Genomic DNA, 22,616 nt, shown 5'->3' on the forward strand with positions numbered 1-22,616 from the left:
TGGTGATAGTGACGACATGAATGCTTTGTTTGCCAGCACGGCGCGGGGACTGGAAGAGTTATTAAAAAGCGAACTCGAATCATTGGGTGCGCAGTCTTGTGCGGTTGTGCAGGGCGGTGTCCATTTTGAGGGTGACAACCGCCTGCTGTACCAGAGCCTGCTGTGGAGCCGTCTGGCGTCGCGCATTCTGCTGCCGCTGAATGAATTCAAGGTACACAGCGATCTGGATTTGTATCTGGGCGTGCAGGCGATTGACTGGTCAGCGATCTTTAGCATCGATAAAACTTTTGCCGTGCATTTTACGGGTACTAATGAAGATATCCGCAACAGTCAGTACGGCGCGTTAAAAGTAAAAGATGCGATTGTCGATAGCTTTACGCGCAAAACCGGGCAGCGACCGGACGTGGCTAAACAGCAGCCGGATATTCGCGTTAACGTCTTTTTGCAGCGCGATACCGCTAGCGTTTCGCTGGACTTAAGCGGTGAGGGCTTGCACCAGCGCGGTTACCGCGATCTGGCTGGACTCGCGCCGTTAAAAGAAAATCTGGCGGCGGCGATTGTTTTACGCTCCGGCTGGCAAAACGGCACGCCGATGGTCGATCCGATGTGTGGTTCCGGTACGTTGCTGATCGAAGCGGCAATGATGGCCTCCGATCGTGCACCCGGTTTGCATCGTACCCACTGGGGATTTAACGCCTGGTTAAAACACGATGCTGAACTGTGGCATGAAGTGACCAGTGAAGCACAACAGCGTGCTCGCCAAGGTTTGCAGGCGACCACGTCACGCTTCTTCGGATCGGATAACGACCGCAGAGTGATTGAGATTGCGAAAGCCAATGCGCGTCGTGCAGGCGTTGCCGAGTTGATTTCTTTCGGTGTGAAGGATGCGGCACAGCTACAGAATCCACTACCGGAAGGTCCGAAGGGCACCGTCATCAGCAACCCGCCTTACGGCGAGCGTCTGGAAAGTGAACCTGCGCTGATCGCCTTGCATAATATGCTGGGTCGTAAGATGAAAAGCGATTTTGGCGGCTGGCAGTTGTCGCTGTTCAGTGCGTCGCCGGAGCTGCTCAGCTGCCTACAACTGCGTGCTGAACGTCAATTCAAGGCAAAAAACGGCCCGCTGGACTGCGTACAGAAGAATTATCAACTGGCAGACACGCAGGGGGAATCTGCGGGGCAAATCGCGGAGGATTTTGCCAACCGTCTGCGTAAGAATCTGCGCAAGCTGGAAAAATGGGCGAAGCAGCAGGGGATTGAATGCTATCGCCTCTATGATGCCGATCTGCCTGAATATAATGTAGCCGTCGATCGCTATGGCAGTTGGGTCGTCGTACAAGAATATGCACCGCCTAAAACCATTGATGCACAAAAAGCCCGTCAGCGATTGTTTGATGTCATTAACGCGACGTTGAGCGTGCTGGAATTACCGTCGAACCGTCTGGTGCTGAAAACGCGTGAACGCCAGAAAGGTAAAAACCAGTATGAGAAACTGGCGCAGAAAGGCGATTTCCTTCTGATGGAAGAGTTTGGTGCCAAACTGTGGGTCAACCTGACCGACTACCTCGATACCGGTTTATTTCTCGATCACCGTATCGCCCGTAAAATGCTGGGTGAAATGAGCCGCGGCAAAGATTTTCTCAACCTGTTTGCCTACACCGGCACGGCGAGTGTTCACGCTGGGTTGGGGGGCGCACGTTCAACGACTACCGTTGACATGTCGCGCACCTATCTGGAATGGGCAGAGAAAAACCTGCGGGTGAACGGCCTGACCGGGCGTCAGCACCGTTTGATTCAGGCAGACTGTTTGTCATGGCTGCATAATGGTCATGAACAGTTTGATGTGATCTTCATTGACCCGCCGACCTTCTCTAACTCAAAACGGATGGAAGAGTCGTTTGATGTCCAGCGCGACCATTTGGCGCTGATGAAAGATCTCAAACGCCTGTTGCGCCGTGGCGGCACCATCATGTTCTCGAATAATAAACGTGGCTTCCAGATGGACGTTGCAGGCCTGACCGCGCTGGGGCTGAACGCCAAAGAAATCACCGCGCAAACCCAATCACAAGATTTTGCTCGTAATCGTCAGATTCATAACTGCTGGCTGCTAACGCATGCCGGTGAGGAAAAGTAACCGATGTCTTTAATTAGTGTTTCAGGTGCATGGCTGTCGTTTAGCGATGCGCCGCTGTTGGATAACACCGAACTTCATATCGAAGAGAATGAGCGCGTTTGTCTGGTTGGGCGTAACGGCGCGGGTAAGTCGACGCTACTGAAAATTCTGGCTAAAGAAATTCCGCTGGATGATGGCCGCATCATCTATGAACAAGATCTGATTGTCGCCCGTTTGCAACAGGACCCGCCGCGCGATGTTGCCGGTAGCGTGTTCGATTTTGTTGCTGAAGGGGTCGCAGCACAGGCGGGTTACCTGAAGGATTACCATGCCATGCTGCGTTTGGTAGAGAGTGACCCCAGTGAAAAGAACCTGAACCAGCTAGCTAAGTTGCAAGACGTTCTGGAGCATCAGGGGTTGTGGCAACTGGAAAGCCGCATTCATGAAGTATTGGAACAGCTAGGCCTGTCCGCGGATGCACCGCTGGCGTCGCTTTCTGGTGGCTGGTTGCGTAAAGCGGCACTTGGCAGAGCGCTGGTGAGTTCACCGCGCGTGCTGCTGTTGGATGAACCGACTAACCATCTGGATATCGAGACGATCGACTGGCTGGAAACTTTCCTGAAAACGTTCCAGGGCAGCATCGTCTTTATCTCCCATGACCGTTCATTTATTCGCAATATGGCGACCCGTATTGTCGATCTTGACCGTGGCAAACTGGTTTCCTGGCCGGGCAATTACGAGAAATATCTGGAAGGGAAAGAAGAAGCGCTGCGGGTTGAGGATCTGCAAAATGCAGAATTCGATCGGAAACTGGCGCAGGAAGAAGTGTGGATACGTCAGGGGATTAAGGCTCGGCGTACACGTAATGAAGGTCGTGTGCGGGCGCTGAAGGCAATGCGTCAGGATCGTGCGCAGCGTCGAGAAGTCATGGGCTCTGCGAAAATGCAGGTTGAAGAGGCTGCCCGCTCTGGCAAGATTGTGTTTGAGTTGGAAGATGTCAGCTATCAGATTGACAATAAGATACTGACACGCAATTTCTCCGCTCAGGTACAGCGCGGTGACAAGATTGCGCTGGTGGGGCCGAATGGCTGCGGTAAAACTACGCTGCTAAAATTGATGCTGGGTGGGTTAGAGCCTGTCAGCGGACGTGTGCACTGTGGCACGAAGCTGGAAGTTGCCTATTTCGATCAACATCGTGCTGAACTCGATCCAGAACGTACGGTGATGGACAATCTGGCGGAAGGCAAGCAGGAAGTGATGGTTAATGGCCGCTCACGTCACGTGCTGGGCTACTTGCAGGACTTCCTGTTCCATCCGAAACGTGCGATGACGCCAGTAAAAGCGCTGTCCGGTGGGGAACGTAACCGCCTGCTGCTGGCACGTTTGTTCCTCAAGCCTAGCAACCTGTTGATTCTTGACGAACCGACCAACGATCTGGACGTGGAAACGCTGGAACTGCTGGAAGAATTAATCGAAAGCTATCAGGGAACCGTTCTGCTGGTCAGCCACGATCGTCAGTTTGTGGATAATTCGGTCACTGAATGCTGGATCTTTGAAGGCGACGGTAAGATTTCCCGCTTCGTCGGTGGATATTTCGATGCGCAACAGCAGCGCGCAACGACAACACCACTGCGCACGACGACGGCGCCGGCAGTAGCTGCGCCAGTGGCGACGGCGAGCACCGCACCGTCAGCTAAACGAAGTGCCGGAAAATTAAGTTATAACCACCAGCGCGAATTAGAGCAGCTACCGCTGCGTATTGAGCAACTGGAGCAGGAAATCGAGTCGCTACAAGCGCAGATGAACGATGCCAGTTTCTTTAGTCGCCCACATGATGAAACACAGTCGGTACTGAACGCACTGGCGGAAGCGGAAAGCGCTTTGGAAACCTGTTTCGCACGTTGGGAAGAGCTGGAAGCACAGAAAAACGGCTAATCTGCGCCGTTTGTGTGATGTCATCAATACGGGAGATTAGCTCCCGTATTGATAGAAGATGTTTTCGGTCAGAAGCTGACGAGTTTGAAGGAGAAGGCGCGTGTGTTCCCATCACGATCGGCATGACTGTAATCTTCAACATGAGCATGGCCTTGAACATCATCACCATGATGACTATATGCTTTGCCCGCAGTGTGATCTGCTGGTGGAGCTACCGACTTTGTTACAGGGGCAGAAAGCGACTTGTCCACGTTGCAAAACCGCGCTAACCAGTCGTCAGGCGGAACCACGTAAACGGCCAGTCGGCTACGCGGTGAGCGCACTATTCATGCTATTGCTGGCAAATCTTTTCCCCTTCGTATCTATGCGTGTGGCGGGAATCACCAGCGAAATTACCCTGATACAGATTCCTAAAGTGATGGTGGCGGAAAACTACGCCAGCGTCGCAACACTATTTATGCTTTTTGTTCAACTCGTCCCTGCTTTCAGTATGGCGACCCTGATTTTGCTTTGCCTGCATGCATCGCTGCCGTTGGCGCTGAAAAAGGGCATGGGCAAGATGCTGTTTCATCTTAAAAGTTGGGGCATGGCGGAGATTTTTCTGGCTGGCGTGTTGGTCAGCTTTGTCAAACTGATAGCCTATGGTGACATTGGCATCGGCACCAGCTTTGTGCCTTTTGTCCTGTTCTGCCTGCTACAGCTGTTGGCTTTCCAGAGCCTCGATCGCCGTTGGTTGTGGAATGACATTGTACCGCCACCCACATTACCCGCTCCCCCGATTTTGGGGAAAAGCGGGCTATCGCAAGGGCTACGCTCGTGCTCATGTTGCACCGCTATTCTGCCAGCCAACCAGTTAATATGCCCACGTTGTCACTCACGTGGACATGCCCGTAAGAAACATAGTCTGCAATGGACGCTGGCATTGCTGATCACCTCGGTGATGCTCTATATCCCCTCGAATCTGATGCCGATCATGGTGACTGAAGCCTTCGGCGATCGAATGGGATCGACGATCATGTCAGGTGTTATCCTGCTGTGGGGGATGGGATCTTATCCTGTCGCCCTCGTGATTTTTATCGCCAGCGTGATGGTGCCGACGCTAAAAATGCTGGCGTTAGGCTGGCTGTGCTGGCAGGCCAACGGCAAAACTAAAAAAACGGAAGACAGCGAGCGAATGCACGTCATCTATGAGATGGTTGAGTTTGTTGGACGTTGGTCGATGATTGATGTGTTCGTTATTGCTGTACTGTCTGCGATGGTGCGCATTGGTCGTCTGATGAGTATTTATCCCGCCATTGGGGCGGTACTGTTCGCGGCCGTGGTGATACTGACCATGTTTGCTGCGATGATGTTTGATCCCCGTTTGCTGTGGGATCGTCGCGATGATGTTCTTCATAAGGAGTCTTCCGTTGGCGAAAGATAATCATGCCGTTGCGGATGTAGAAACGATTAAACGCTGGTCGCCGGTCTGGATTGTGCCGATTGTCACGGTGCTAATCGGTGCCTGGATACTGTTTTACCATTTCAGCCACCAAGGGCCGCAAATTACGCTGATTACCAGCAACGCCGAAGGCATTGAAGCAGGTAAAACTGCTATCAAAAGCCGTAGCGTAGACGTTGGTGTGGTAGAGAGCGTTGTGTTGAGCGACGATCTTCACCGCGTGGAGATCAAAGCGCGTCTGCATGATGGTATGGATAAATTATTAAAACAGGACTCCGCTTTTTGGGTGGTGAAGCCGCAAATTGGTCGGGAAGGGGTTTCTGGTCTGGGGACGTTATTATCCGGTGCTTACATTGAGCTACAGCCCGGCGCCCATAAGGATGAGAAGCGCGAATTTACTCTGTTGGATGCGCCGCCGCTGGCCTCGCCCGATGCGAAAGGTATCAGGGTGATATTGGACAGCGATCAATCCGGGCAGTTGAATGCGGGTGACCCGGTCCTGTTCCGTGGTTATCGCGTGGGGTCGGTGGAAACCAGCGAATTCGAGCCGAAAGCGCGCAAGATGCGCTATCAGCTGTTTATTTCGGCTCCGTATGACGGCTTGGTCACCAGCAACGTTCGTTTTTGGAAAGACAGCGGTGTCGCGTTTGATATGTCGGCACAAGGCATGCGTGTCGAAATGGGGTCGCTGGCCACGTTGTTCAGCGGTGGCGTCAGCTTTGATGTCCCGGCGGGATGGGAACTGGGTGATGCGGCCAAGGAAATGGCGCAATATCGGCTCTTTGATAACCAACGCAGTATTCAGGACTCGCTGTACACCGAATATAAAGAGTATCTGCTGTTCTTCAGCGAATCGGTCCGTGGTTTACAGGCGGGAGCACCGGTTGAATTCCGCGGTATTCGACTGGGCACGGTGGCCGAAGTGCCATTTTTTCCGAAAGATATGAAGCAGGAACTGGATGATGATTATCGTATTCCGGTGCTGATTCGTATTGAACCTGATCGCTTCGAGAAGAAGATTGGCGGCTCGTTCGATTTTGAACAGCATCTGAAGCAGGCTCAATCGCTGGGGCTACGCGCGTCGATGAAGTCGGCTAACCTCCTGACGGGGGCGCTCTATATTGATTTCGATTTTTATCCAAAAGAGAAAGTGGATAAACAGCTATTCGTTCTGGATGGTTACCCAGTTCTTCCTACCATTGACGGCGGTCTGTCACAGATTCAGCAGAAGCTGATGGCGGTGCTGGATAAAGTGAATAACCTGCCGCTGAACCCGATGGTGAATGAAGCAACGAAGACGTTGACGGAAAGCCAGGCCACGCTGCGCGAAATGCAAAAAACGTTGGCGACGTTGAACAAATTGACGTCCAGCAAAGCGATGCAGGATCTGCCGGAAGATATGCAAAAAACATTGCTTGAACTGAATCGCAGCATGAAAGGCTTCCAGCCCGGCTCACCGGCGTATAATAAGATGGTGGCGGATATGCAGCGATTGGATCAGGTATTGCGGGAATTACAGCCTGTGCTGCGTACCCTGAACGAGAAAAGCAATGCGTTGGTGTTTGAGGCTTCGGGTAGTCAAGATCCTCAGCCGAAGAGGGCAAAATAATGATGAAAATCTGGACGCTAGCTCTGGTGCTGGTATTGAGCGCCTGTAGCAGTAGCAATACGCAGAAAACGTACTATCAGTTACCGACAGTCGCGGATACCAGCACGGTGCAGACTGCGATGACTCAGGGGCATTCGTTATGGGTTGAACATGTCAGCGTGGCAGATTATCTCGTCAATGCGGGCTTGGTCTACCAGACTAACGATGTGCAGTATGTCATTGCCAGTAATAACCTGTGGGCCAGCCCGTTAGATCAGCAATTGCAGCAGGCGCTGGTGGCTAATCTGGGGCATAAACTGCCTGGTTGGGTCGTGAGCACGCAACCACAGGGAAGCGAGCAGACTGTGCTGAATGTTTCTGTCACTGGCTTTCATGGCCGTTATGATGGCAATGTCGTCGTTCGCGGAGAATGGATGCTGACCCATCAGGGAAAAGTGCTTAAACGCCCCTTTAGCGTGGTGCTGCCACAAACGGAAGATGGCTATGACGCGCTGGTAAGAACGTTGGCACAAGGCTGGCAGCAGGTTTCTCAGTCGATTGCTCAGCAGACTGGTGAACTTAACTAAGCGTTACCGAGGCTTGGCATTATCTGGTCGTTGTTTGAAGCAACGATCGCGCGAAAACTCAAAGTTCTAAAAATCAGACCTCTAAAGGTGTAATGCTGTGATTGCATTGCATTTTTAGAGGTTTTTTATTATTTTCAAATGGTTATGTTTTTTCGTTCTTTAATGGGGAAAATTCCTATTTTGGATCACAAATATGACACTGGCGTGAATTTTGCGCCTTGACGTTTGGCTGCAGAATCGGTATTGATAGTCTGTGGTTGCTTATAAAGTAATCATTGTTTTCTTTCCACCAGATAAATAATGAGGGAAATAAGGCATGAAGAGACAGAAACGCGATCGCCTTGAACGGGCTCATTCACGTGGTTATCAAGCTGGTATTGTCGGTAGACCAAAGGAATTTTGTCCTTATCAATCAATTAATGCCCGGTCTTACTGGTTGGGAGGCTGGCGAAAAGCCATGGAGGACAGGGCTGTTACCGCTTAGCGCGCCTTGTCACTAGAGGGAACGCCTCCGCTTTCGCGGAGGCTTTTGTATTTAAGGGGCAACTACCCTGATTTTGTCTCTCTCTGTTCAATCGATACAGAGATCAATCAACAAAAGCGATTTACCGATACATGGGCTTCGGATGGCAATCTGGTGCCTTGTCACCTTTGTAACCTCGCTTACGAATTTATTTCGATTTCGATCATTTTTTCCCATTTTTTAATCGTTATTGCTCGATTGTGGTTTTTATTTGAGCGAATAGGGTTATTTTTCATTATTTATTGTTAAAAAATCTATCATTACTACCTGAATGGTATGGCTCAAGGCGGCAATGTAGTGTAACTTTTTCTTCGGAATTTTCTGAAAAGAAGTTAGAGATTAGAGAGAAAATAGAGTGAAACTACGAACCAGAATTGCACTGCTATGCGGTACGACCTTGTTAGGGATGCTAATTTTATCTGCAGTGGCGCTGAATACGCTTTATAGCACGATGATGAGCGAGCGCACTGGCCAACTCTCTACGCTGGTGGAATTGGCTCATTCGGCGGCGCAGAAAGCGTATGACCTGGAGAAAAGTGGTCAACTGTCGCGCGACGAAGCAGAGAAAGAAGCCAAAAGGGCGATAGCCAGTTTCCATCAAGGGGACCGCTATTTCTTCGTGCGCGGTTACACGAACGATGTGAACTATGTTCACCCTAACCCTAAGCGCGTTGGTATCGTCGATGCCAGCGGCGGTAAAGAGGCCGGAGAGCGCTACCGTGCTTCGCTTCAAGGCAAGAGAATTGGCACTGTGATTGCGGAAGGGACGCGCCCAGGGCAGCAGAATAAGGTTGAGAAACTCTATGCTGTCATCAAATTCGAGCCTTGGGACTGGACGATTGGCTACGGTGATTACATTGATGATATTCAGCAGACATTCTGGCGTAATGCACTGATTCTGCTTTCTTTAGGGTTGGTTCTGCTGCTAATTATTTCCGCATTTGCATGGAATATGTTGCGTACGCTGATGCGCCAGCTTGGCGGTGAACCACAGTACGCCGTTGACGTGGTACGCGAAATCGCGGAAGGCAACTTACGCGTTGATGTGGAAACGAAGCCGGGCGATCAGACCAGTATTCTTTACGCTATCCGTGCGATGCGCGACAACTTGTCCCATCTGGTGAATCAGGTACGCAGCAGCACAAACTCGATTGCCACGGCGTCGACGCAGATTGCATCGGGTAACGGCGATTTGTCTGCGCGTACCGAATCGCAGGCCAGCGCCTTAGAACAGACGGCTGCAGCCATGGAACAGCTGACTGCAACGGTGAAACAGAACGCGGATAATGCGCGTTATGCGAATGAACTCGCTGTATCGGCATCGGATGTGGCGGTGCGCGGCGGTGACGTTGTCAGCCGGGTTGTCGTAACGATGGATTCGATCAGTCTCTCATCACGTAAAATCGTAGATATCATCGGTGTGATTGACAGCATTGCTTTCCAAACGAACATTTTGGCGCTGAATGCGGCGGTGGAAGCCGCACGGGCTGGTGAGCAAGGGCGTGGTTTCGCCGTGGTCGCGAGTGAAGTGCGTACGCTGGCACAGCGCTCGGCATCCGCAGCAAGAGAAATTAAAGGCTTGATTGATGATTCTGTTGCCAAGGTTGGGGAAGGCACAGATTTCGTGAAGCAGGCAGGCGATACTATGAGTGAGGTGGTTGAAAGTGTGCACCGCGTAACCTCCATGATGGGCGAAATTAGCGTGGCGAGTGCAGAACAGCGTTCGGGCATTGAGCAGGTTAATCTTGCAATATCGCAGATGGATCAGAGCACCGAACAGAATGCGGCGTTAGTTGAAGAAGCATTGGCTGCGGCACACTCTCTGAACGAACAGGCACAAGAGCTGTCACGCACCGTCGAACAATTCCGCGTAGATGAATCCGCAGTTAGCTATTTGGCGCTGGGTGCAAGATGACAGGAATGGCGGAGTTCAGACGTTAATCGAACTCTGCCAACATTTTTCATCCGTTCCAACGATATAAAAGAGAACGCCCCTGACTTGCGTTAAGGGCAGCTCGGTGTACGTATGTGGGGGATTGACTCGCGGCGTCCTGCCGCTCGCCCTGCGGGCCGCCGTTGGCGGTCCAAAACGCCAGTCCTGTCGTTTTGTCGAACCCTGTCAAGGCTTCTCATCCGTTCCAACGATATAAAAGAAAACGCCCTTAACTTGCGTTAAGGGCAGCTCGGTGTACGTATGTGGGGGATTGACTCGCGGCGTCCTGCCGCTCGCCCTGCGGGCCGCCGTTGGCGGTCCAAAACGCCAGTCCTGTCGTTTTGTCGAACCCTGTCAAGGCTTCTCATCCGTTCCAACGATATAAAAAGAAAACGCCCTTAACTTGCGTTAAGGGCGTTTTCTTTTTATATGGCGGTGAGGAAGGGATTCGAACCCTTGATACGTTTTCACGTATACACACTTTCCAGGCGTGCTCCTTCAGCCTCTCGGACACCTCACCGTGGCCTCGCCGTATGTCATGCTGGCGGACGGCGCTAATGTAGGGAAATTGCTGAACAGCGTCAACAAACTTCTGCACCCAATGTGCGCAATGAGCCAAAGTTAACGCAATTTGTTGCTTTTCTCTCCGTTTTTACGCTTGTACTCATTTATGACCCTGCGTTGTTTCAAAAAACAATGTTTCATTTGTGTTAATCATTCGTTGTAATTCCGCTTACTGGCTGCGGAATATCCCTGAAAATGGTATGCTAACTTGCACTCGTTGACCCAGGAGAATCTATGTATCCCGTCGATTTACATATGCACACTGTTGCCAGTACGCATGCTTACAGTACTTTGCACGATTACATCGTCGAAGCGCAGCAGAAAAATATTCGTCTGTTTGCCATTACCGATCATGGCCCTGATATGGCGGATGCGCCACATTACTGGCACTTTATGAATATGCGTGTTTGGCCGCGTTTAGTTGATGGCGTAGGTATCTTGCGCGGCATCGAGGCGAATATTAAAAATATCGAAGGCGATATCGACTGTACCGGGCCGATGTTGGAGCAGGTGGATGTGATTATTGCGGGCTTTCATGAACCGGTTTTTCCACCGCAGGATAAAGAAACGCATACCGCTGCAATGATCGCGACCATGGCGCGTGGTGATGCGCATATCATTAGCCATCCCGGCAATCCGAAATTTCCCGTCGATATTCGTGCAATTGCGGAAGCAGCGGCGAAATACAATGTGGCATTGGAGCTGAATAACTCTTCTTTTATGCATTCACGCAAGGGCAGTGAACCAAACTGTCGGGCGATTGCTGAAGCGGTACGTGACGCCGGTGGGTTACTCTCTTTAGGTTCTGATTCCCATATCGCGTTTTCTCTGGGGGACTTTACCCACTGTGAGCGTATTTTGCAGGAGGTGAATTTCCCACAGGATCGGATATTAAATGTCAGCCCTCGTCGCGTGTTGGATTTCCTTGAGCAACGTGGAATGCCGGCAATCGCTGAATTGGCTGATTTGTGACGCCGTCACTTAAAAACCGTCACTTAAAAACAGTGTTACTTAAAAATAAATAGGATTATGAATGAACGAGTTTTCTATTGTGTGCCGTCTGTTGGGCACGCTGTTTTATCGCCAGCCGCAGGATACCTTGCTGACACCGGTATTTGCGTTGATTAAAGAAGGGAAACTGGCACAGCACTGGCCGTTGGATCAGGATGCGTTGTTAGCACGGTTGCAAAAAGGTCTGGATTTGCCTGCAATGGCGGCAGATTATCAGGCATTGTTCGATCAAGAGAACGGATCGGTTTCACCGTTGCGCTCGTCCTATGAAAGCGATGCCGACGATGCGGAAATTCGTACCTTTCTGCAACAGCGCGGCATGCCGTTAAATGACGGCGCAGTGGGTCATTTTGGTAGCTTGCTGCTGGCGGCATCATGGCTGGAAGATCAGGCACAAGAAGATGAAACCGCGGCGCAAATTACGCTGTTTGATGAATATCTATTACCGTGGAGCGATCGTTTCCTCGGCAAAGTAGAAAGTCATGCTACTACCGCATTCTATCGCACATTGGCGATAGTGTGCCGCGAAGCGCTGGAAGCCATGCGGGATGAGCTGGGCGAAAGCGAAGAAGAAGATGACGAATCGGAATAGGAAGAATAACACGGTGGGATGAAACCCCCGCAGTATGAAACCCCGTAGTATGAAACCTGATGCGCCGATAGCAGACATCACGTGTGCTATCGGCAAATGAAGATTAGTCAGTAAACAGGATAACGATCTGGCCCGGCTTAATTTCGATACCTTTCGCCATCTTCTTCGCCAGCGATTCTGTTGTGCTTTTATCCGCATTCAGCACATAGGCCGGTTTTTGATCAAAATAGCTTTTTAGCGATTGATTGAGGTAAGGGCTCAGTGTTTTCATTACCGTCTGCATTTTTTCCGGTTGCACGGTGTAATCAATCAGTTCCATGTCCTTCAGATAAATCGCGCCCTGCGTTTTATCAAATACCGGCTGTGCTTTCAGTGTAAGCTTCATATCTGCAGCCTGATTGCCCAGCAGAGAGGATATGTCGACCTTTGCATTACCCGTCAGGGTCACTTTCCCCGGCTCTGCGCGACCGATCTGGCTAGATAGTTCGGTTAACACGATATGTGCATCCACTACGCCAGGTACGCCCAATTGTTTCTGATAATCATTGTGTTTTTGCAGGTACTCATTCACTTCCTGTTCACTGAGCGTGTATTGGGTGAGTTTATTACAGCCGCTGAGTGTAAAGGCAAGCAGCACGGTTGCCGCTGCTATCCATCCTGATTTTTTCATTATTCTGACCTCTTAATGCCATTTATGCGCACGATTTATTCATACGGGCAATTTCTTTACGCGGGCGATCTATTTATCTGAACAATCAGCATAATTCCGCATGGGCAGCGTGCGCCCGATACACAGAGTAAACAATAGGATAGCACTGAAATAGCCGATAATGCCGCTTCGGAACGAAGCGGCGGGGTAAAACTGGGTGATTAGATTGCCAGACTGCTGAGTAACGTTACTTGAGTTTGTTTCGCCATGTTATTGCGATAGTCCGCAACGCGGGAAGGGGGCGTAACCCCCGCAACGATAGACAGCGAACGGAGCAGTGGGAAAAGGTCGATATCATCCGTTGATAACACGCCGTTACAGGCATTCGGCTGGGCAATCAGCGGATCAAGATCCTGTAAATCATGGTTCAGTTTCTTAATCAGTCCCTGAGAATGACCCAGGTGGTCGGCAAAATTGCCTAGCTGGGTTTCCTTCTTATTAACAAAGTACTGCCGAGCGGAAGTGGAGGCAAATTCTTCAAAGGCTGCTTGAGCAAAACGGGGAATAATCAAACGCGGCGTATATTCCGTAACTTTGCGTAGCCAAGCGGAAATTGCCGGGTTGATTGAACCTGTCAACAGCGGTTTGTGGTCGTAATTATCGATAAAATGCACGATATCCATACTTTCAGGCATGTAACTGCCGTCATCTTTTTGCAGAATGGGCACCATTTTCTGGCCGATCAGTCGCTCTGGTGTTTCAACGTCATCATTCGCTAATATTTGCAGTTCGACAGGGATATTTTTCAGGCCGAAGATCATGCGTGCTTTAACGCAGTAGGGACAGTGATCGTAAATGTAGAGCTTCATTCGTCGTCTCCTAAATTACAGGGCATAGACAAAGGCCGCAGTGCGGCCACGCGTGTAACCCATCATCAAACAAGGTTAATCGGGTGTGCGAGACGGCTCGCGACGAAACAATTGTTTGAATGTATTAGGAAAGTATAGAAGGGCTTTACCGACGAGATCAAACTCGTCGGTAATATTCAAACTAATGACCACCCAACATCGCAGGTTCGATACGACGTTGGTTGAACTGCCAGTACAGAGCGACTAGCGTCAGGAGCCCGATGGTGCCGAGCATGAACCACGGCAGCTCCGGTTGATTCAGCGCGTGCCCGGTATCAAATAGCCAGCCGCCGCCGCTGTAGCCAATCGCGCCACCAAGCGCCAATCCAAGCCGACTGAAACCCATGTAGCTGCCTCTTGCCCTGGCGTCTGCCAGTGAGGCGCTCAAGGTTTCGCGTGCAGGTTCGGCGATAATCGAGCCAATATAAAACAGGCTAATAAGCATCAGCAGTGTTTGAAGCTCTGTCGTCATCCCGATCGGGAACATGCTGACGGACATGATGAAAAGCCCTGCCATTAGGCGCTGTTCCAGCCGGAAGTGTTTCTCGCTCCAGCGGGCGATAGGATAAAGCAGCGTAAGCGACAGCGTTGCTTCAATGGCGTACATCCATTTCACGGCAGACGGCGTTCCGGCGAGTTGGTTGACCATAATAGGGAGCATCAACAGAACCTGCACGGCTAGCATGTAATAGCCCGTCAGCGTTAATACATACATCAGGAAACGGCGGTCGCGAATTACACGCATCAGACCTTCCCCGATCGGTGTTCTTACCGTCGAAATGCGATAGGCTGGCAGCAGCCACGCATTGAGCGCAGCCGCAAGCACGAAGATGACTGCTCCTGCCCAGCAGACAATTTCGAAATCGTACTGAAGCAACCAACTGCCGATGAGAGCACCGATAACCGCCCCGGCGCTATCCTGCATCATTAACAGAGAGTAAAAACGACCACGTTCCTGCGGACGAACCAATTTGATAACCAGGGCAGTACGCGGTGGATCGAATAATGTGCCACCAAGGCCGGATAGCGCACAAGACAACCAGAGCAACCAGGGTTCATCGGCAATTGCCATGAACACAAAACCGGAGGCGCGTAGCAGCATCCCGGTAATGATCATCGGCTTGGCGCCAAAACGATCGGCGATAGCCCCGCCGAAAATACCGAGCCCTTGCTGAATAAACTGGCGTAATCCCAAGGCGATACCGACTAATAATGCAGCCCAGCCGAGATCGTCGACAAAACGAATGGAAATAAGGGGGAAAACAACGAAGAACCCTAAAACCACCAGCATATTATCTAGTAATAAAAAATATTTACCCAAGCTCCGAGCTTGCGACATCAGAGGCATGTTTCACCACAACGAAAAAAGAAGGAAAATAACAGACGTGACTATTTTGTACTCTAATTCGACTTTGGTATAGCCTATTGTTGGATAATATTTTTTTATCGATTTAACGTTATGCAAGTAGCATTTTGGCGAGAAAAAATGGCTTTCCTGATTCAATTGCGCAATAACTCGGCGATGAGGATTTTACGTCTATGAATTTATGTGGTTATAGTAAGGATTATCGGAAATACCGATATTTTGTGCTTATTGTAGAATAACGATTTTTTCAGCGCCGATGAATTTTACTTATCGACAACATGGAGAGGTAGGGGGAAAAATGTTTGGCTATCGTTTAACACCAGCAAGAGTGCAACTGACAACCGACAGGCTGGTGGTGCGTCTGGCCCATGAACGCGATGCATGGCGTCTGGCTGAATACTATTCTGAAAATCGTGACTTTCTCAAACCGTGGGAGCCCGTAAGGGACGCGAGCCATTGTTACCCATCAGGCTGGCAGGCGCGGCTGAGCGTGATTAACGATATGCATAAACAGGGTAGTGCCTATTACTTCCTCCTGTTAGATCCGAATGAAAACGAAGTGTGTGGCGTGGCTAATTTTAGCAATGTGCTACGGGGCTCGTTCCACGCCTGCTATTTGGGCTATTCCCTTGGTCAGAAATGGCAGGGGCAGGGGCTGATGTATGAAGCGTTGCAGCCAGCGCTGCGTTATATGCAGCGTCAGCAGCATATGCACCGTATCATGGCTAACTATATGCCGCATAACCAGCGCAGTGGGAATTTATTGACGCGTTTGGGGTTTGAACGTGAAGGCTATGCGAAAGACTATCTGCTTATTGATGGGAAATGGCAGGATCATGTATTAACCGCGCTGACCAACGCCGAGTGGAAGTCTCCGCGTTAAGGAATAATGATGAAATACCAATTAGATGCTCGTGAAGCCCGCGTGATCGGCTGTATGTTGGAAAAGCAAATTACCACACCGGATCAATACCCCATGTCGTTAAACGGCATCACCACAGCCTGCAATCAGAAAACCAACCGCGAACCCGTGATGGAGCTAAGCGAAAGTGAAGTGCAGCAAACGTTGGATTTGCTCGTGAAAAAGCACTTCCTGCGTACGCTCAGTGGCTTTGGTAACCGTGTTGTGAAGTACGAACATCGTTTTTGTAATTCTGAATTTGGCGACCTGAAACTCTCTCCTGCGGAAGTGGCGCTGGTAACCACACTTCTTCTCCGTGGCTCACAGACGCCAGGTGAACTGCGTACGCGTGCTGCTCGATTGTACGAATTTTCCGATGTCAGCGAAGCTGAGTCCACCCTTGAGCAACTGCAACGGCGTGATGATGGCCCATTTGTGGTCAGACTCGCACGGGAAGCGGGTAAACGGGAAAGTCGCTATCAGCATCTTTTCAGCGGTGAGGTCAGTGATATAGCGGTTTCAGAGGAAGAACGCGCGAGCGACAATTCTCATCCGCTTACCGAGCGGGTTGAGGCATTGGAAAAAGAGGTCGCTGAACTCAAACGCCAGCTTGCTGCGCTGTTAGCGTAATGAATTTGTACCAGGGAGAATACCAGCCATGAAGCCTCAGTTGTCATCCGTAGAAAGCATCGCAGAACCTATTGTATCCACCCGACGCCCTCGCATCGGCGTCGTCGGCCTGGGAGCCATCGCGCAGAAAGCTTATTTGCCCATTCTCAGCCAGGCCGAGCGCTGGGAGCTGGTCGGTGCCTATTCTCCTGACCAGCAAAAAACGCAACGAATTTGCCAGCACTACCGGATGGCGAGTTTCTCTGCGCTGGATGAGTTAGCGGCACACTGTGATGCCGTTTTCGTTCATAGCAGCACCGCGAGCCATTTCTCTGTCGTGAGCCAACTGCTTAAAGCGGGTGTCGATGTTTACGTGGATAAGCCGCTGGCAGAGCGGCTTACGCAGGCAGAAGCGCTCGTCGAATTGGCAGAGCAACAACAAAAAATTCTGATGGTTGGCTTTAATCGCCGTTTTGCACCGTGTTATCAGCAGTTAAAACAGCGGTTGGATCAACCCGCATCTTTGCGTATGGATAAACACCGTATTGATAGTGTCGGGCCACAGGATGTGCGTTTTACCTTACTGGATGACTATCTGCATGTGGTGGATACTGCGTTATGGCTCGCAGGCAGTGATGCTCAGTTGGTTGATGGTGTCCTGCATGCGAATGCGGACGGTCAACTGCTGTATGCCGAACACCATTTCCAGAGCGGCAACTGTCAGGTAACGACCAGCATGCATCGTCAGGCAGGTAGCCAACGGGAATGGGTTCAGGCTGTCGCTAAGGGAGGCTTATATCAGGTGGATGAGATGCGTGCATGGCGTGAAGATCGTGAAGGGATGACGTTCAGCCCAGCCGTGCCATCCTGGCAAACTACGCTGGAACAACGCGGGTTTGTCGGTGCAGTGCATCATTTTATGACGGCGATTGAACAACGGAAACCAGCGGAAACATCAGGTAATCAGGCGTTACTGTCCCAGCGTATGATTGAGAAATTGCTGGGAAAAAGCTGAAAAGTTCAGCGGTTATGGCAATGTTAGGTAGCTATTACACGCGCAATGCGTAGACTAGTCGCACCTCGCAATCAGGATGACCTCAACGGGTCAATAATCACCCCTGAACCGTTCAGAACATAATCGGATGAATTTACTTAAATCACTGGCTGCCGTCAGTTCCATGACCATGTTATCGCGCGTGTTAGGATTTGTGCGCGATGCTATCGTCGCCCGCATTTTTGGTGCAGGTATGGCGACGGATGCCTTCTTTGTGGCGTTCAAACTCCCCAACCTGCTTCGCCGTATTTTCGCGGAAGGCGCATTCTCACAGGCATTCGTGCCTATTCTGGCCGAATATAAAAGTCAGCAGGGCGATGAGGCTACGCGAACGTTTCTCGCTTATGTTTCCGGGATGCTGACGCTGATTTTGGCGTTGGTTACCGTAGCGGGGATGGTCGCCGCCCCTTGGGTCATTATGGTCACGGCTCCTGGCTTTGCCGCGACGCCTGAGCGCTTTGAGCTGACCTCTAATCTACTGAGAGTCACGTTTCCCTATATCCTGCTGATCTCACTGACCTCCATGGTAGGTTCGGTGCTGAACACCTGGAACCGTTTCTCGGTACCCGCATTTGCGCCGACGCTGCTTAATGTCAGCATGATTGGTTTCTCACTGTTTGCTGCGCCGTATTTTAATCCTCCCGTTATGGCGCTGGCTTGGGCGGTATTAGTGGGTGGTTTACTGCAACTCGGCTATCAGTTACCGCATCTGAAAAAGATTGGCATGTTGGTTTTGCCGCGCCTGAAATGGCGTGACCCAAGTGTCTGGCGGGTCATGAAGCTGATGGGACCCGCGGTTTTAGGCGTGTCGGTGAGCCAGATTTCGCTGATCATCAACACCATTTTCGCATCCTTCCTCAGCGAGGGAGCGGTGTCATGGATGTATTACGCCGATCGTCTGATGGAATTTCCTTCTGGCGTACTGGGTGTGGCGTTAGGGACGATCTTACTTCCGTCGCTGGCGAAAAGTTTTGCCAGTGGCAATCACGATGACTACTCCCGCCTGATGGATTGGGGGCTCCGTTTGTGTTTCCTGCTGGCGCTGCCAAGCGCGGTAGCATTAGGTATTTTGGCTAAACCGTTAACCGTGTCGCTGTTTCAGTACGGCAAATTTAGTGCCTTTGACGCGTTGATGACTCAACGTGCGCTGGTTGCTTACTCGATTGGGCTGATGGGGTTGATTGTCGTCAAAGTGTTAGTGCCCGGCTTTTATTCCCGGCAGGATATCAAGACGCCGGTAAAAATTGCGATAGTCACGCTGATCTTGACGCAAGTGATGAACCTGATCTTTATCGGGCCGCTGCAACATGCTGGTCTGGCGTTGTCCATCGGCCTTGCCTCCTGTCTGAATGCAGGGTTGCTGTACTGGCAACTGCGTAAGCAGGATATTTTCCGACCGCTGCCGGGTTGGGGAGGGTTTTTGGTGCGCCTGCTGGTCGCGGTTATCGTGATGTCGGTGGTTTTACTGGGCATGCTGTGGTGGATGCCTGCATGGGATGACGGCAATATGACGATACGCATCCTGCGCCTGCTGCTGGTTGTTGTCGCAGGGGCGGGTTCCTATTTTGCCACGCTGGCGCTGTTGGGATTCCGCCCCCGGGATTTTGCCCGCCGTAGCGTGTAACCACGTAGCGATATTACGAAATAAAAAAAACGCCATGGATACTGCATCCATGGCGTTTTTGTTGTCCGTTGATGGCAGAATTACATCTTCTCGACGGTTTCGATACCTAGTGTATCCAGACCTTGCTTCAGCGTTTTCGCTGTAAGCAGCGCCAGTCTCAGACGGCTCTGACGCACGTTGTCATTTTCAGCATTAAGAATCGGGCAGTGCTCGTAAAAACCAGAAAACAGGCCAGCCAGGTCGTACAGATAGCTACACATCACATGCGGCGTGCCTTCACGGGCGACGGAGGTGATGGTTTCTTCAAATTGCAGCAGGCGTGTGGCAAGCGCAAACTCACGCTCATCGCTCAGCGTAATCGGCTGCGTTAAGGTGTCTTCCTGTATTCCTGCTCGCTTGAAAATGGACGCGACACGTGTATAGGCGTATTGCATATAAGGCGCGGTATTGCCCTCAAACGCCAGCATGTTGTCCCAATCAAAAACGTAGTCTGTGGTGCGGCTCTTCGACAGGTCGGCATATTTAATGGCGCCGATAGAAACCACTTTCGCCAATGTTTCTAACTCATCGCTTTCCATCTGTGGATTTTTTTCTGCGATGAGTTTCAGTGCGCGATCGTAGGCTTCGTCCAACAGTTCGGACAGCTTGATCGTTCCACCTGCACGTGTTTTGAATGGTTTACCGTCTTTGCCCAGCATCATACCGAACATATGGTGTTCCAGGCTGACAGAGTCAGGCACGTAGCCAGCTTTACGCACGATGGTCCAAGCTTGCATCAAATGCTGATGCTGGCGAGAATCGATATAGTAAAGCACACGATCGGCGTTCAGGGTTTCATAACGGTATTTGGCACAGGCGATATCTGTCGTGGTGTAGAGGTAGCCACCATCCTTTTTCTGGATGATGACGCCCATCGGTTCGCCTTCCTTGTTTTTATATTCATCAAGGAAAACCACCGTTGCACCTTCGCTTTCAACCGCTAAACCTTTCGCTTTCAGATCGGCAACGATGCCCGGCAGCATACTGTTATACAGGCTTTCACCCATCACATCCTGTTTAGTCAGCGTGACATTAAGACGTTCATAGTTGATCTGGTTCTGCGTCATGGTGATATCGACGAGCTTACGCCACATCTGACGGCAATATTCGTCGCCACCCTGTAATTTCACTACGTAACCGCGTGCGCGTTCGGCGAAATCAGCATCTTCATCGTAGTGTTTCTTTGCTTCACGATAAAACGCTTCGAGATCGGACAGATCCATTTCGCTGGCGCTTTCGTTTTGCATTTTTTCAAGGTACGCAATCAGCATGCCGAACTGCGTACCCCAATCGCCAACGTGATTAGCGCGAATGATATTGTGGCCTAAAAACTCCAGCGTACGGGCGGCTGCATCACCAATAATGGTTGAGCGTAGATGGCCGACGTGCATTTCCTTCGCGACGTTGGGGGCGGAGTAGTCAATCACGATCGTTTGTGGTTCAACGGGCGTTAAACCCAGTTTTGGTGCATTCAGGGCGTTCTCAACCTGGCTCGCAACCCACTGCTTATCGAGAAAAATATTAATAAATCCCGGGCCTGCGATTTCTGTTTTTTCCGCAACGCCCTCCAGTTCCAAAAGCTGGACGACTTTTTCGGCCAATTGTCTCGGCGGCATGCCTAGTTTTTTTGCCACGACCATGACGCCATTAGCCTGGTAATCACCAAACTGTGCTTTTGCCGACTGGCGGATCTGAGCTTCGCTGTCTGCTGGCGCGCCTGCCGCAGTTAACGCCTGGCTGACTTTTTCGGAGAGAAGAGCCTGAATATTCACCGGTTTACCTTAAATAAAAAATCAAGCCTTGCTTATACCATATTTGCCTTTCCCCGTCAGCAGACGGGCAGGGGGGAACTGAGAGATATTCAGATGAAAAATGCCTGCCGAGCGAGGGATGAAAAAAGAGGGGGTATGAAAAAATAAACAAGGAGAACACGAAAAAAGAGAAAGTAACGTTAGGCAAAATGAAAATAAATAGAAGTCGCGCTCTTAACGTTTTCTTGAACGATTATTTACACCAATTTTATGTGAGTCTCTGGTTTTAAAATGACGAAAAATAGCATATGCCGCAATAGCAATAAGCACGATAGATATAATGAGTAAAACCATAGTGATATCTCTGCGTTATTATTTGATTCCCTAATTTATACTTTTTCATTCTAATACTCAATGGGCTAGGTCTTATTTAAGATTCTTCCCAGAATAGATTGCGAAAAGTATCTCAAATTAACGTCAGGTAAAAAACATTGCCGTTTATTAACTGAGTGACATGGTTTTCTTTTCTTTGCATTTAATGCGTTTTATGTGGAAACAGGGTAAGTCAATACATTCGCGAGGGACGTATAATTTAATTAGAAAATGTTATGAATGTGATATTCTCACTGCGTGAATAGCCGTTGATATGTGAGATGCTGTGAGGAGCCTTACCTGATATGTTGCCCGATGATTTGATAACAGATTTAGCGCGTTTTGAGCAAGAACTACAGGAATTCGCTGGTGCGCTCCAGTTGGATTTACATGCATTTCAGGCTGACCATATTTCTTTGCGTTGCCATCAGAATACGACGGCTGAATCATGGAAAACGGCGTTACTAAAAGCGGGCACTTTGTTGTCTGAAAACCGTATCAATGGTCGTCCAATCTGCTTGTTTATACTGGATAAAGCCATCCTGATTGGTCCTTGGCAGATTACGTGTATTGAGCTGCCGTGGCCAGGAGAGAAGTACTATCCCCATGAAGGCTGGGAGCATGTAGAACTGGTACTGCCTGGCGATGCGGAGACGCTGCATCAGCGTGCGCTAGCCTGCTTGTCTGATGACGCATTGCGTACACCGGGTATCAAACTTAAATTTAGCTCTCCGCAAGGCGAAAAAGAACGAATGCCTAACCCAACATTGGCGATAACCAATGGGAAAGTGACAATAAAATTTCACCCATGTGATATACGAGATGTTGTCGCGAGTGAAAGCTCTCCTCTATAGAAAGAAAATAGTAAATAACCTGAACATAAGGTAATCAGAAAGATAACCATGGCTGAAAGATAAAATGCGATATCGCGTTATTCATGCCAATTGCTGTTGCTGTAGAACATATTAATAAAATTGTGGTTTATGTCATGTTTATTTCGCTAATGTATCGTGTTCATTGTGACTCCTGTCTCCTCACGATATGAATGTGAATGCC

18 protein-coding genes and 1 tRNA gene are annotated in these 22,616 nt (G+C 50.3%); 14 read left to right on the forward strand and 5 right to left on the reverse strand.

Annotated elements, in window-relative coordinates; all coding sequences use genetic code 11:
* The first annotated feature begins 16 nt into the window (after positions 1-16).
* The 7 genes from rlmKL to E2566_RS09535 all read left to right on the forward strand — a co-directional run bounded on the left by rlmKL (position 17) and on the right by E2566_RS09535 (position 10,102).
* A complete protein-coding gene (gene rlmKL, locus E2566_RS09505) occupies positions 17-2,134 on the forward strand; it encodes a bifunctional 23S rRNA (guanine(2069)-N(7))-methyltransferase RlmK/23S rRNA (guanine(2445)-N(2))-methyltransferase RlmL (protein ID WP_107168237.1) in 2,118 nt (705 codons plus the stop codon).
* A gap of 3 nt (positions 2,135-2,137) precedes the next feature.
* Entirely contained in the window at positions 2,138-4,048 is a 1,911-nt protein-coding gene (locus E2566_RS09510; protein WP_107168236.1) for an ABC transporter ATP-binding protein, read from the forward strand.
* A 178-nt stretch (positions 4,049-4,226) separates the two neighbouring features.
* Positions 4,227-5,471: a membrane integrity-associated transporter subunit PqiA gene (gene pqiA, locus E2566_RS09515; RefSeq protein WP_240618610.1), complete on the forward strand. Its 1,245-nt coding sequence runs from the start codon at positions 4,227-4,229 to the stop codon at positions 5,469-5,471.
* Entirely contained in the window at positions 5,431-7,098 is a 1,668-nt protein-coding gene (pqiB, locus tag E2566_RS09520) for an intermembrane transport protein PqiB (protein WP_400370356.1), read from the forward strand. Before pqiA ends, pqiB begins: the two co-directional genes overlap by 41 nt.
* Positions 7,098-7,664, forward strand: a complete 567-nt coding sequence (pqiC, locus tag E2566_RS09525) for a membrane integrity-associated transporter subunit PqiC (protein WP_107168233.1) — start codon at positions 7,098-7,100, stop codon at positions 7,662-7,664. The genes pqiB and pqiC overlap by 1 nt, the downstream gene beginning before the upstream one ends.
* A 316-nt stretch (positions 7,665-7,980) precedes the next feature.
* Entirely contained in the window at positions 7,981-8,148 is a 168-nt protein-coding gene (rmf, locus tag E2566_RS09530) for a ribosome modulation factor (protein WP_010276992.1), read from the forward strand.
* 394 nt (positions 8,149-8,542) lie between these two features.
* Positions 8,543-10,102, forward strand: coding sequence for a methyl-accepting chemotaxis protein (locus tag E2566_RS09535; RefSeq protein ID WP_107168232.1), 1,560 nt, complete (start codon positions 8,543-8,545; stop codon positions 10,100-10,102).
* Positions 10,103-10,550: 448 nt separating this feature from the next.
* Here the strand turns inward: E2566_RS09535 and E2566_RS09540 are convergent.
* Positions 10,551-10,640 (reverse strand) — tRNA-Ser (locus E2566_RS09540).
* Positions 10,641-10,918: 278 nt separating this feature from the next.
* Between E2566_RS09540 and E2566_RS09545 the strand changes: the two genes are divergently transcribed.
* On the forward strand, positions 10,919-11,656 hold the full coding sequence (locus E2566_RS09545) for a phosphatase (protein ID WP_107170684.1): 738 nt from the start codon (positions 10,919-10,921) through the stop codon (positions 11,654-11,656).
* Between the two features lie 61 nt (positions 11,657-11,717).
* Complete coding sequence (locus E2566_RS09550; protein ID WP_107170683.1) at positions 11,718-12,287, forward strand: TorD/DmsD family molecular chaperone; 570 nt, start codon at positions 11,718-11,720, stop codon at positions 12,285-12,287.
* Between the two features lie 103 nt (positions 12,288-12,390).
* On the opposite strand, the gene E2566_RS09555 is transcribed toward E2566_RS09550, so the two are convergent.
* From E2566_RS09555 to mdtH, 3 genes are all read right to left on the reverse strand, one after another.
* Positions 12,391-12,957: a lipoprotein gene (locus tag E2566_RS09555; RefSeq protein WP_107170682.1), complete on the reverse strand. Its 567-nt coding sequence runs from the start codon at positions 12,955-12,957 to the stop codon at positions 12,391-12,393.
* A gap of 200 nt (positions 12,958-13,157) precedes the next feature.
* Positions 13,158-13,805, reverse strand: a complete 648-nt coding sequence (grxB, locus tag E2566_RS09560; RefSeq protein WP_107170681.1) for a glutaredoxin 2 — start codon at positions 13,803-13,805, stop codon at positions 13,158-13,160.
* Positions 13,806-13,986: 181 nt separating this feature from the next.
* Entirely contained in the window at positions 13,987-15,192 is a 1,206-nt protein-coding gene (mdtH, locus tag E2566_RS09565; protein ID WP_107170680.1) for a multidrug efflux MFS transporter MdtH, read from the reverse strand.
* 316 nt (positions 15,193-15,508) lie between these two features.
* Between mdtH and rimJ the strand changes: the two genes are divergently transcribed.
* The 4 genes from rimJ to murJ all read left to right on the forward strand — a co-directional run bounded on the left by rimJ (position 15,509) and on the right by murJ (position 19,398).
* Positions 15,509-16,093: a ribosomal protein S5-alanine N-acetyltransferase gene (gene rimJ / locus E2566_RS09570; RefSeq protein ID WP_107170679.1), complete on the forward strand. Its 585-nt coding sequence runs from the start codon at positions 15,509-15,511 to the stop codon at positions 16,091-16,093.
* A gap of 9 nt (positions 16,094-16,102) precedes the next feature.
* The gene (locus tag E2566_RS09575) at positions 16,103-16,741 is read left to right on the forward strand and encodes a YceH family protein (RefSeq protein WP_107170678.1); all 639 of its coding nucleotides are present in this window, start codon (positions 16,103-16,105) and stop codon (positions 16,739-16,741) included.
* A 28-nt stretch (positions 16,742-16,769) separates the two neighbouring features.
* Positions 16,770-17,735 (forward strand): Gfo/Idh/MocA family protein, encoded by a 966-nt coding sequence (locus tag E2566_RS09580; RefSeq protein ID WP_107170677.1) that lies wholly within the window; start codon positions 16,770-16,772, stop codon positions 17,733-17,735.
* A gap of 127 nt (positions 17,736-17,862) precedes the next feature.
* Positions 17,863-19,398 carry a murein biosynthesis integral membrane protein MurJ gene (gene murJ, locus E2566_RS09585; RefSeq protein ID WP_107170676.1) on the forward strand — a complete coding sequence of 512 codons (1,536 nt, stop codon included), beginning with the start codon at positions 17,863-17,865 and terminating at the stop codon, positions 19,396-19,398.
* Between the two features lie 80 nt (positions 19,399-19,478).
* On the opposite strand, the gene argS is transcribed toward murJ, so the two are convergent.
* Positions 19,479-21,209: an arginine--tRNA ligase gene (gene argS, locus E2566_RS09590; RefSeq protein WP_107170675.1), complete on the reverse strand. Its 1,731-nt coding sequence runs from the start codon at positions 21,207-21,209 to the stop codon at positions 19,479-19,481.
* A gap of 656 nt (positions 21,210-21,865) precedes the next feature.
* Here argS and E2566_RS09595 point away from each other — a divergent pair.
* A complete protein-coding gene (locus tag E2566_RS09595) occupies positions 21,866-22,414 on the forward strand; it encodes a VOC family protein (protein ID WP_107170674.1) in 549 nt (182 codons plus the stop codon).
* Positions 22,415-22,616: the final 202 nt, after the last annotated feature.

The organism is Pectobacterium punjabense (assembly GCF_012427845.1).
Classification (GTDB): Bacteria; Pseudomonadota; Gammaproteobacteria; order Enterobacterales; family Enterobacteriaceae; genus Pectobacterium; species Pectobacterium punjabense.

What these genes read in the sequence shown, in the direction of transcription:
- pqiA (WP_240618610.1), top strand. Translation starts at nt 4,227, where the DNA reads ATGCTTTGCCCGCAGTGTGATCTGCTGGTGGAGCTACCGACTTTGTTA.
- murJ (WP_107170676.1), top strand. Translation starts at nt 17,863, where the DNA reads ATGAATTTACTTAAATCACTGGCTGCCGTCAGTTCCATGACCATGTTA.
- rlmKL (WP_107168237.1), top strand. Translation starts at nt 17, where the DNA reads ATGAATGCTTTGTTTGCCAGCACGGCGCGGGGACTGGAAGAGTTATTA.
- pqiB (WP_400370356.1), top strand. Translation starts at nt 5,431, where the DNA reads ATGATGTTCTTCATAAGGAGTCTTCCGTTGGCGAAAGATAATCATGCC.
- rmf (WP_010276992.1), top strand. Translation starts at nt 7,981, where the DNA reads ATGAAGAGACAGAAACGCGATCGCCTTGAACGGGCTCATTCACGTGGT.
- rimJ (WP_107170679.1), top strand. Translation starts at nt 15,509, where the DNA reads ATGTTTGGCTATCGTTTAACACCAGCAAGAGTGCAACTGACAACCGAC.
- E2566_RS09555 (WP_107170682.1), bottom strand. Translation starts at nt 12,957, where the DNA reads ATGAAAAAATCAGGATGGATAGCAGCGGCAACCGTGCTGCTTGCCTTT.
- grxB (WP_107170681.1), bottom strand. Translation starts at nt 13,805, where the DNA reads ATGAAGCTCTACATTTACGATCACTGTCCCTACTGCGTTAAAGCACGC.
- E2566_RS09580 (WP_107170677.1), top strand. Translation starts at nt 16,770, where the DNA reads ATGAAGCCTCAGTTGTCATCCGTAGAAAGCATCGCAGAACCTATTGTA.
- E2566_RS09595 (WP_107170674.1), top strand. Translation starts at nt 21,866, where the DNA reads ATGTTGCCCGATGATTTGATAACAGATTTAGCGCGTTTTGAGCAAGAA.
- E2566_RS09575 (WP_107170678.1), top strand. Translation starts at nt 16,103, where the DNA reads ATGAAATACCAATTAGATGCTCGTGAAGCCCGCGTGATCGGCTGTATG.
- E2566_RS09550 (WP_107170683.1), top strand. Translation starts at nt 11,718, where the DNA reads ATGAACGAGTTTTCTATTGTGTGCCGTCTGTTGGGCACGCTGTTTTAT.
- E2566_RS09510 (WP_107168236.1), top strand. Translation starts at nt 2,138, where the DNA reads ATGTCTTTAATTAGTGTTTCAGGTGCATGGCTGTCGTTTAGCGATGCG.
- pqiC (WP_107168233.1), top strand. Translation starts at nt 7,098, where the DNA reads ATGATGAAAATCTGGACGCTAGCTCTGGTGCTGGTATTGAGCGCCTGT.
- E2566_RS09545 (WP_107170684.1), top strand. Translation starts at nt 10,919, where the DNA reads ATGTATCCCGTCGATTTACATATGCACACTGTTGCCAGTACGCATGCT.
- mdtH (WP_107170680.1), bottom strand. Translation starts at nt 15,192, where the DNA reads ATGCCTCTGATGTCGCAAGCTCGGAGCTTGGGTAAATATTTTTTATTA.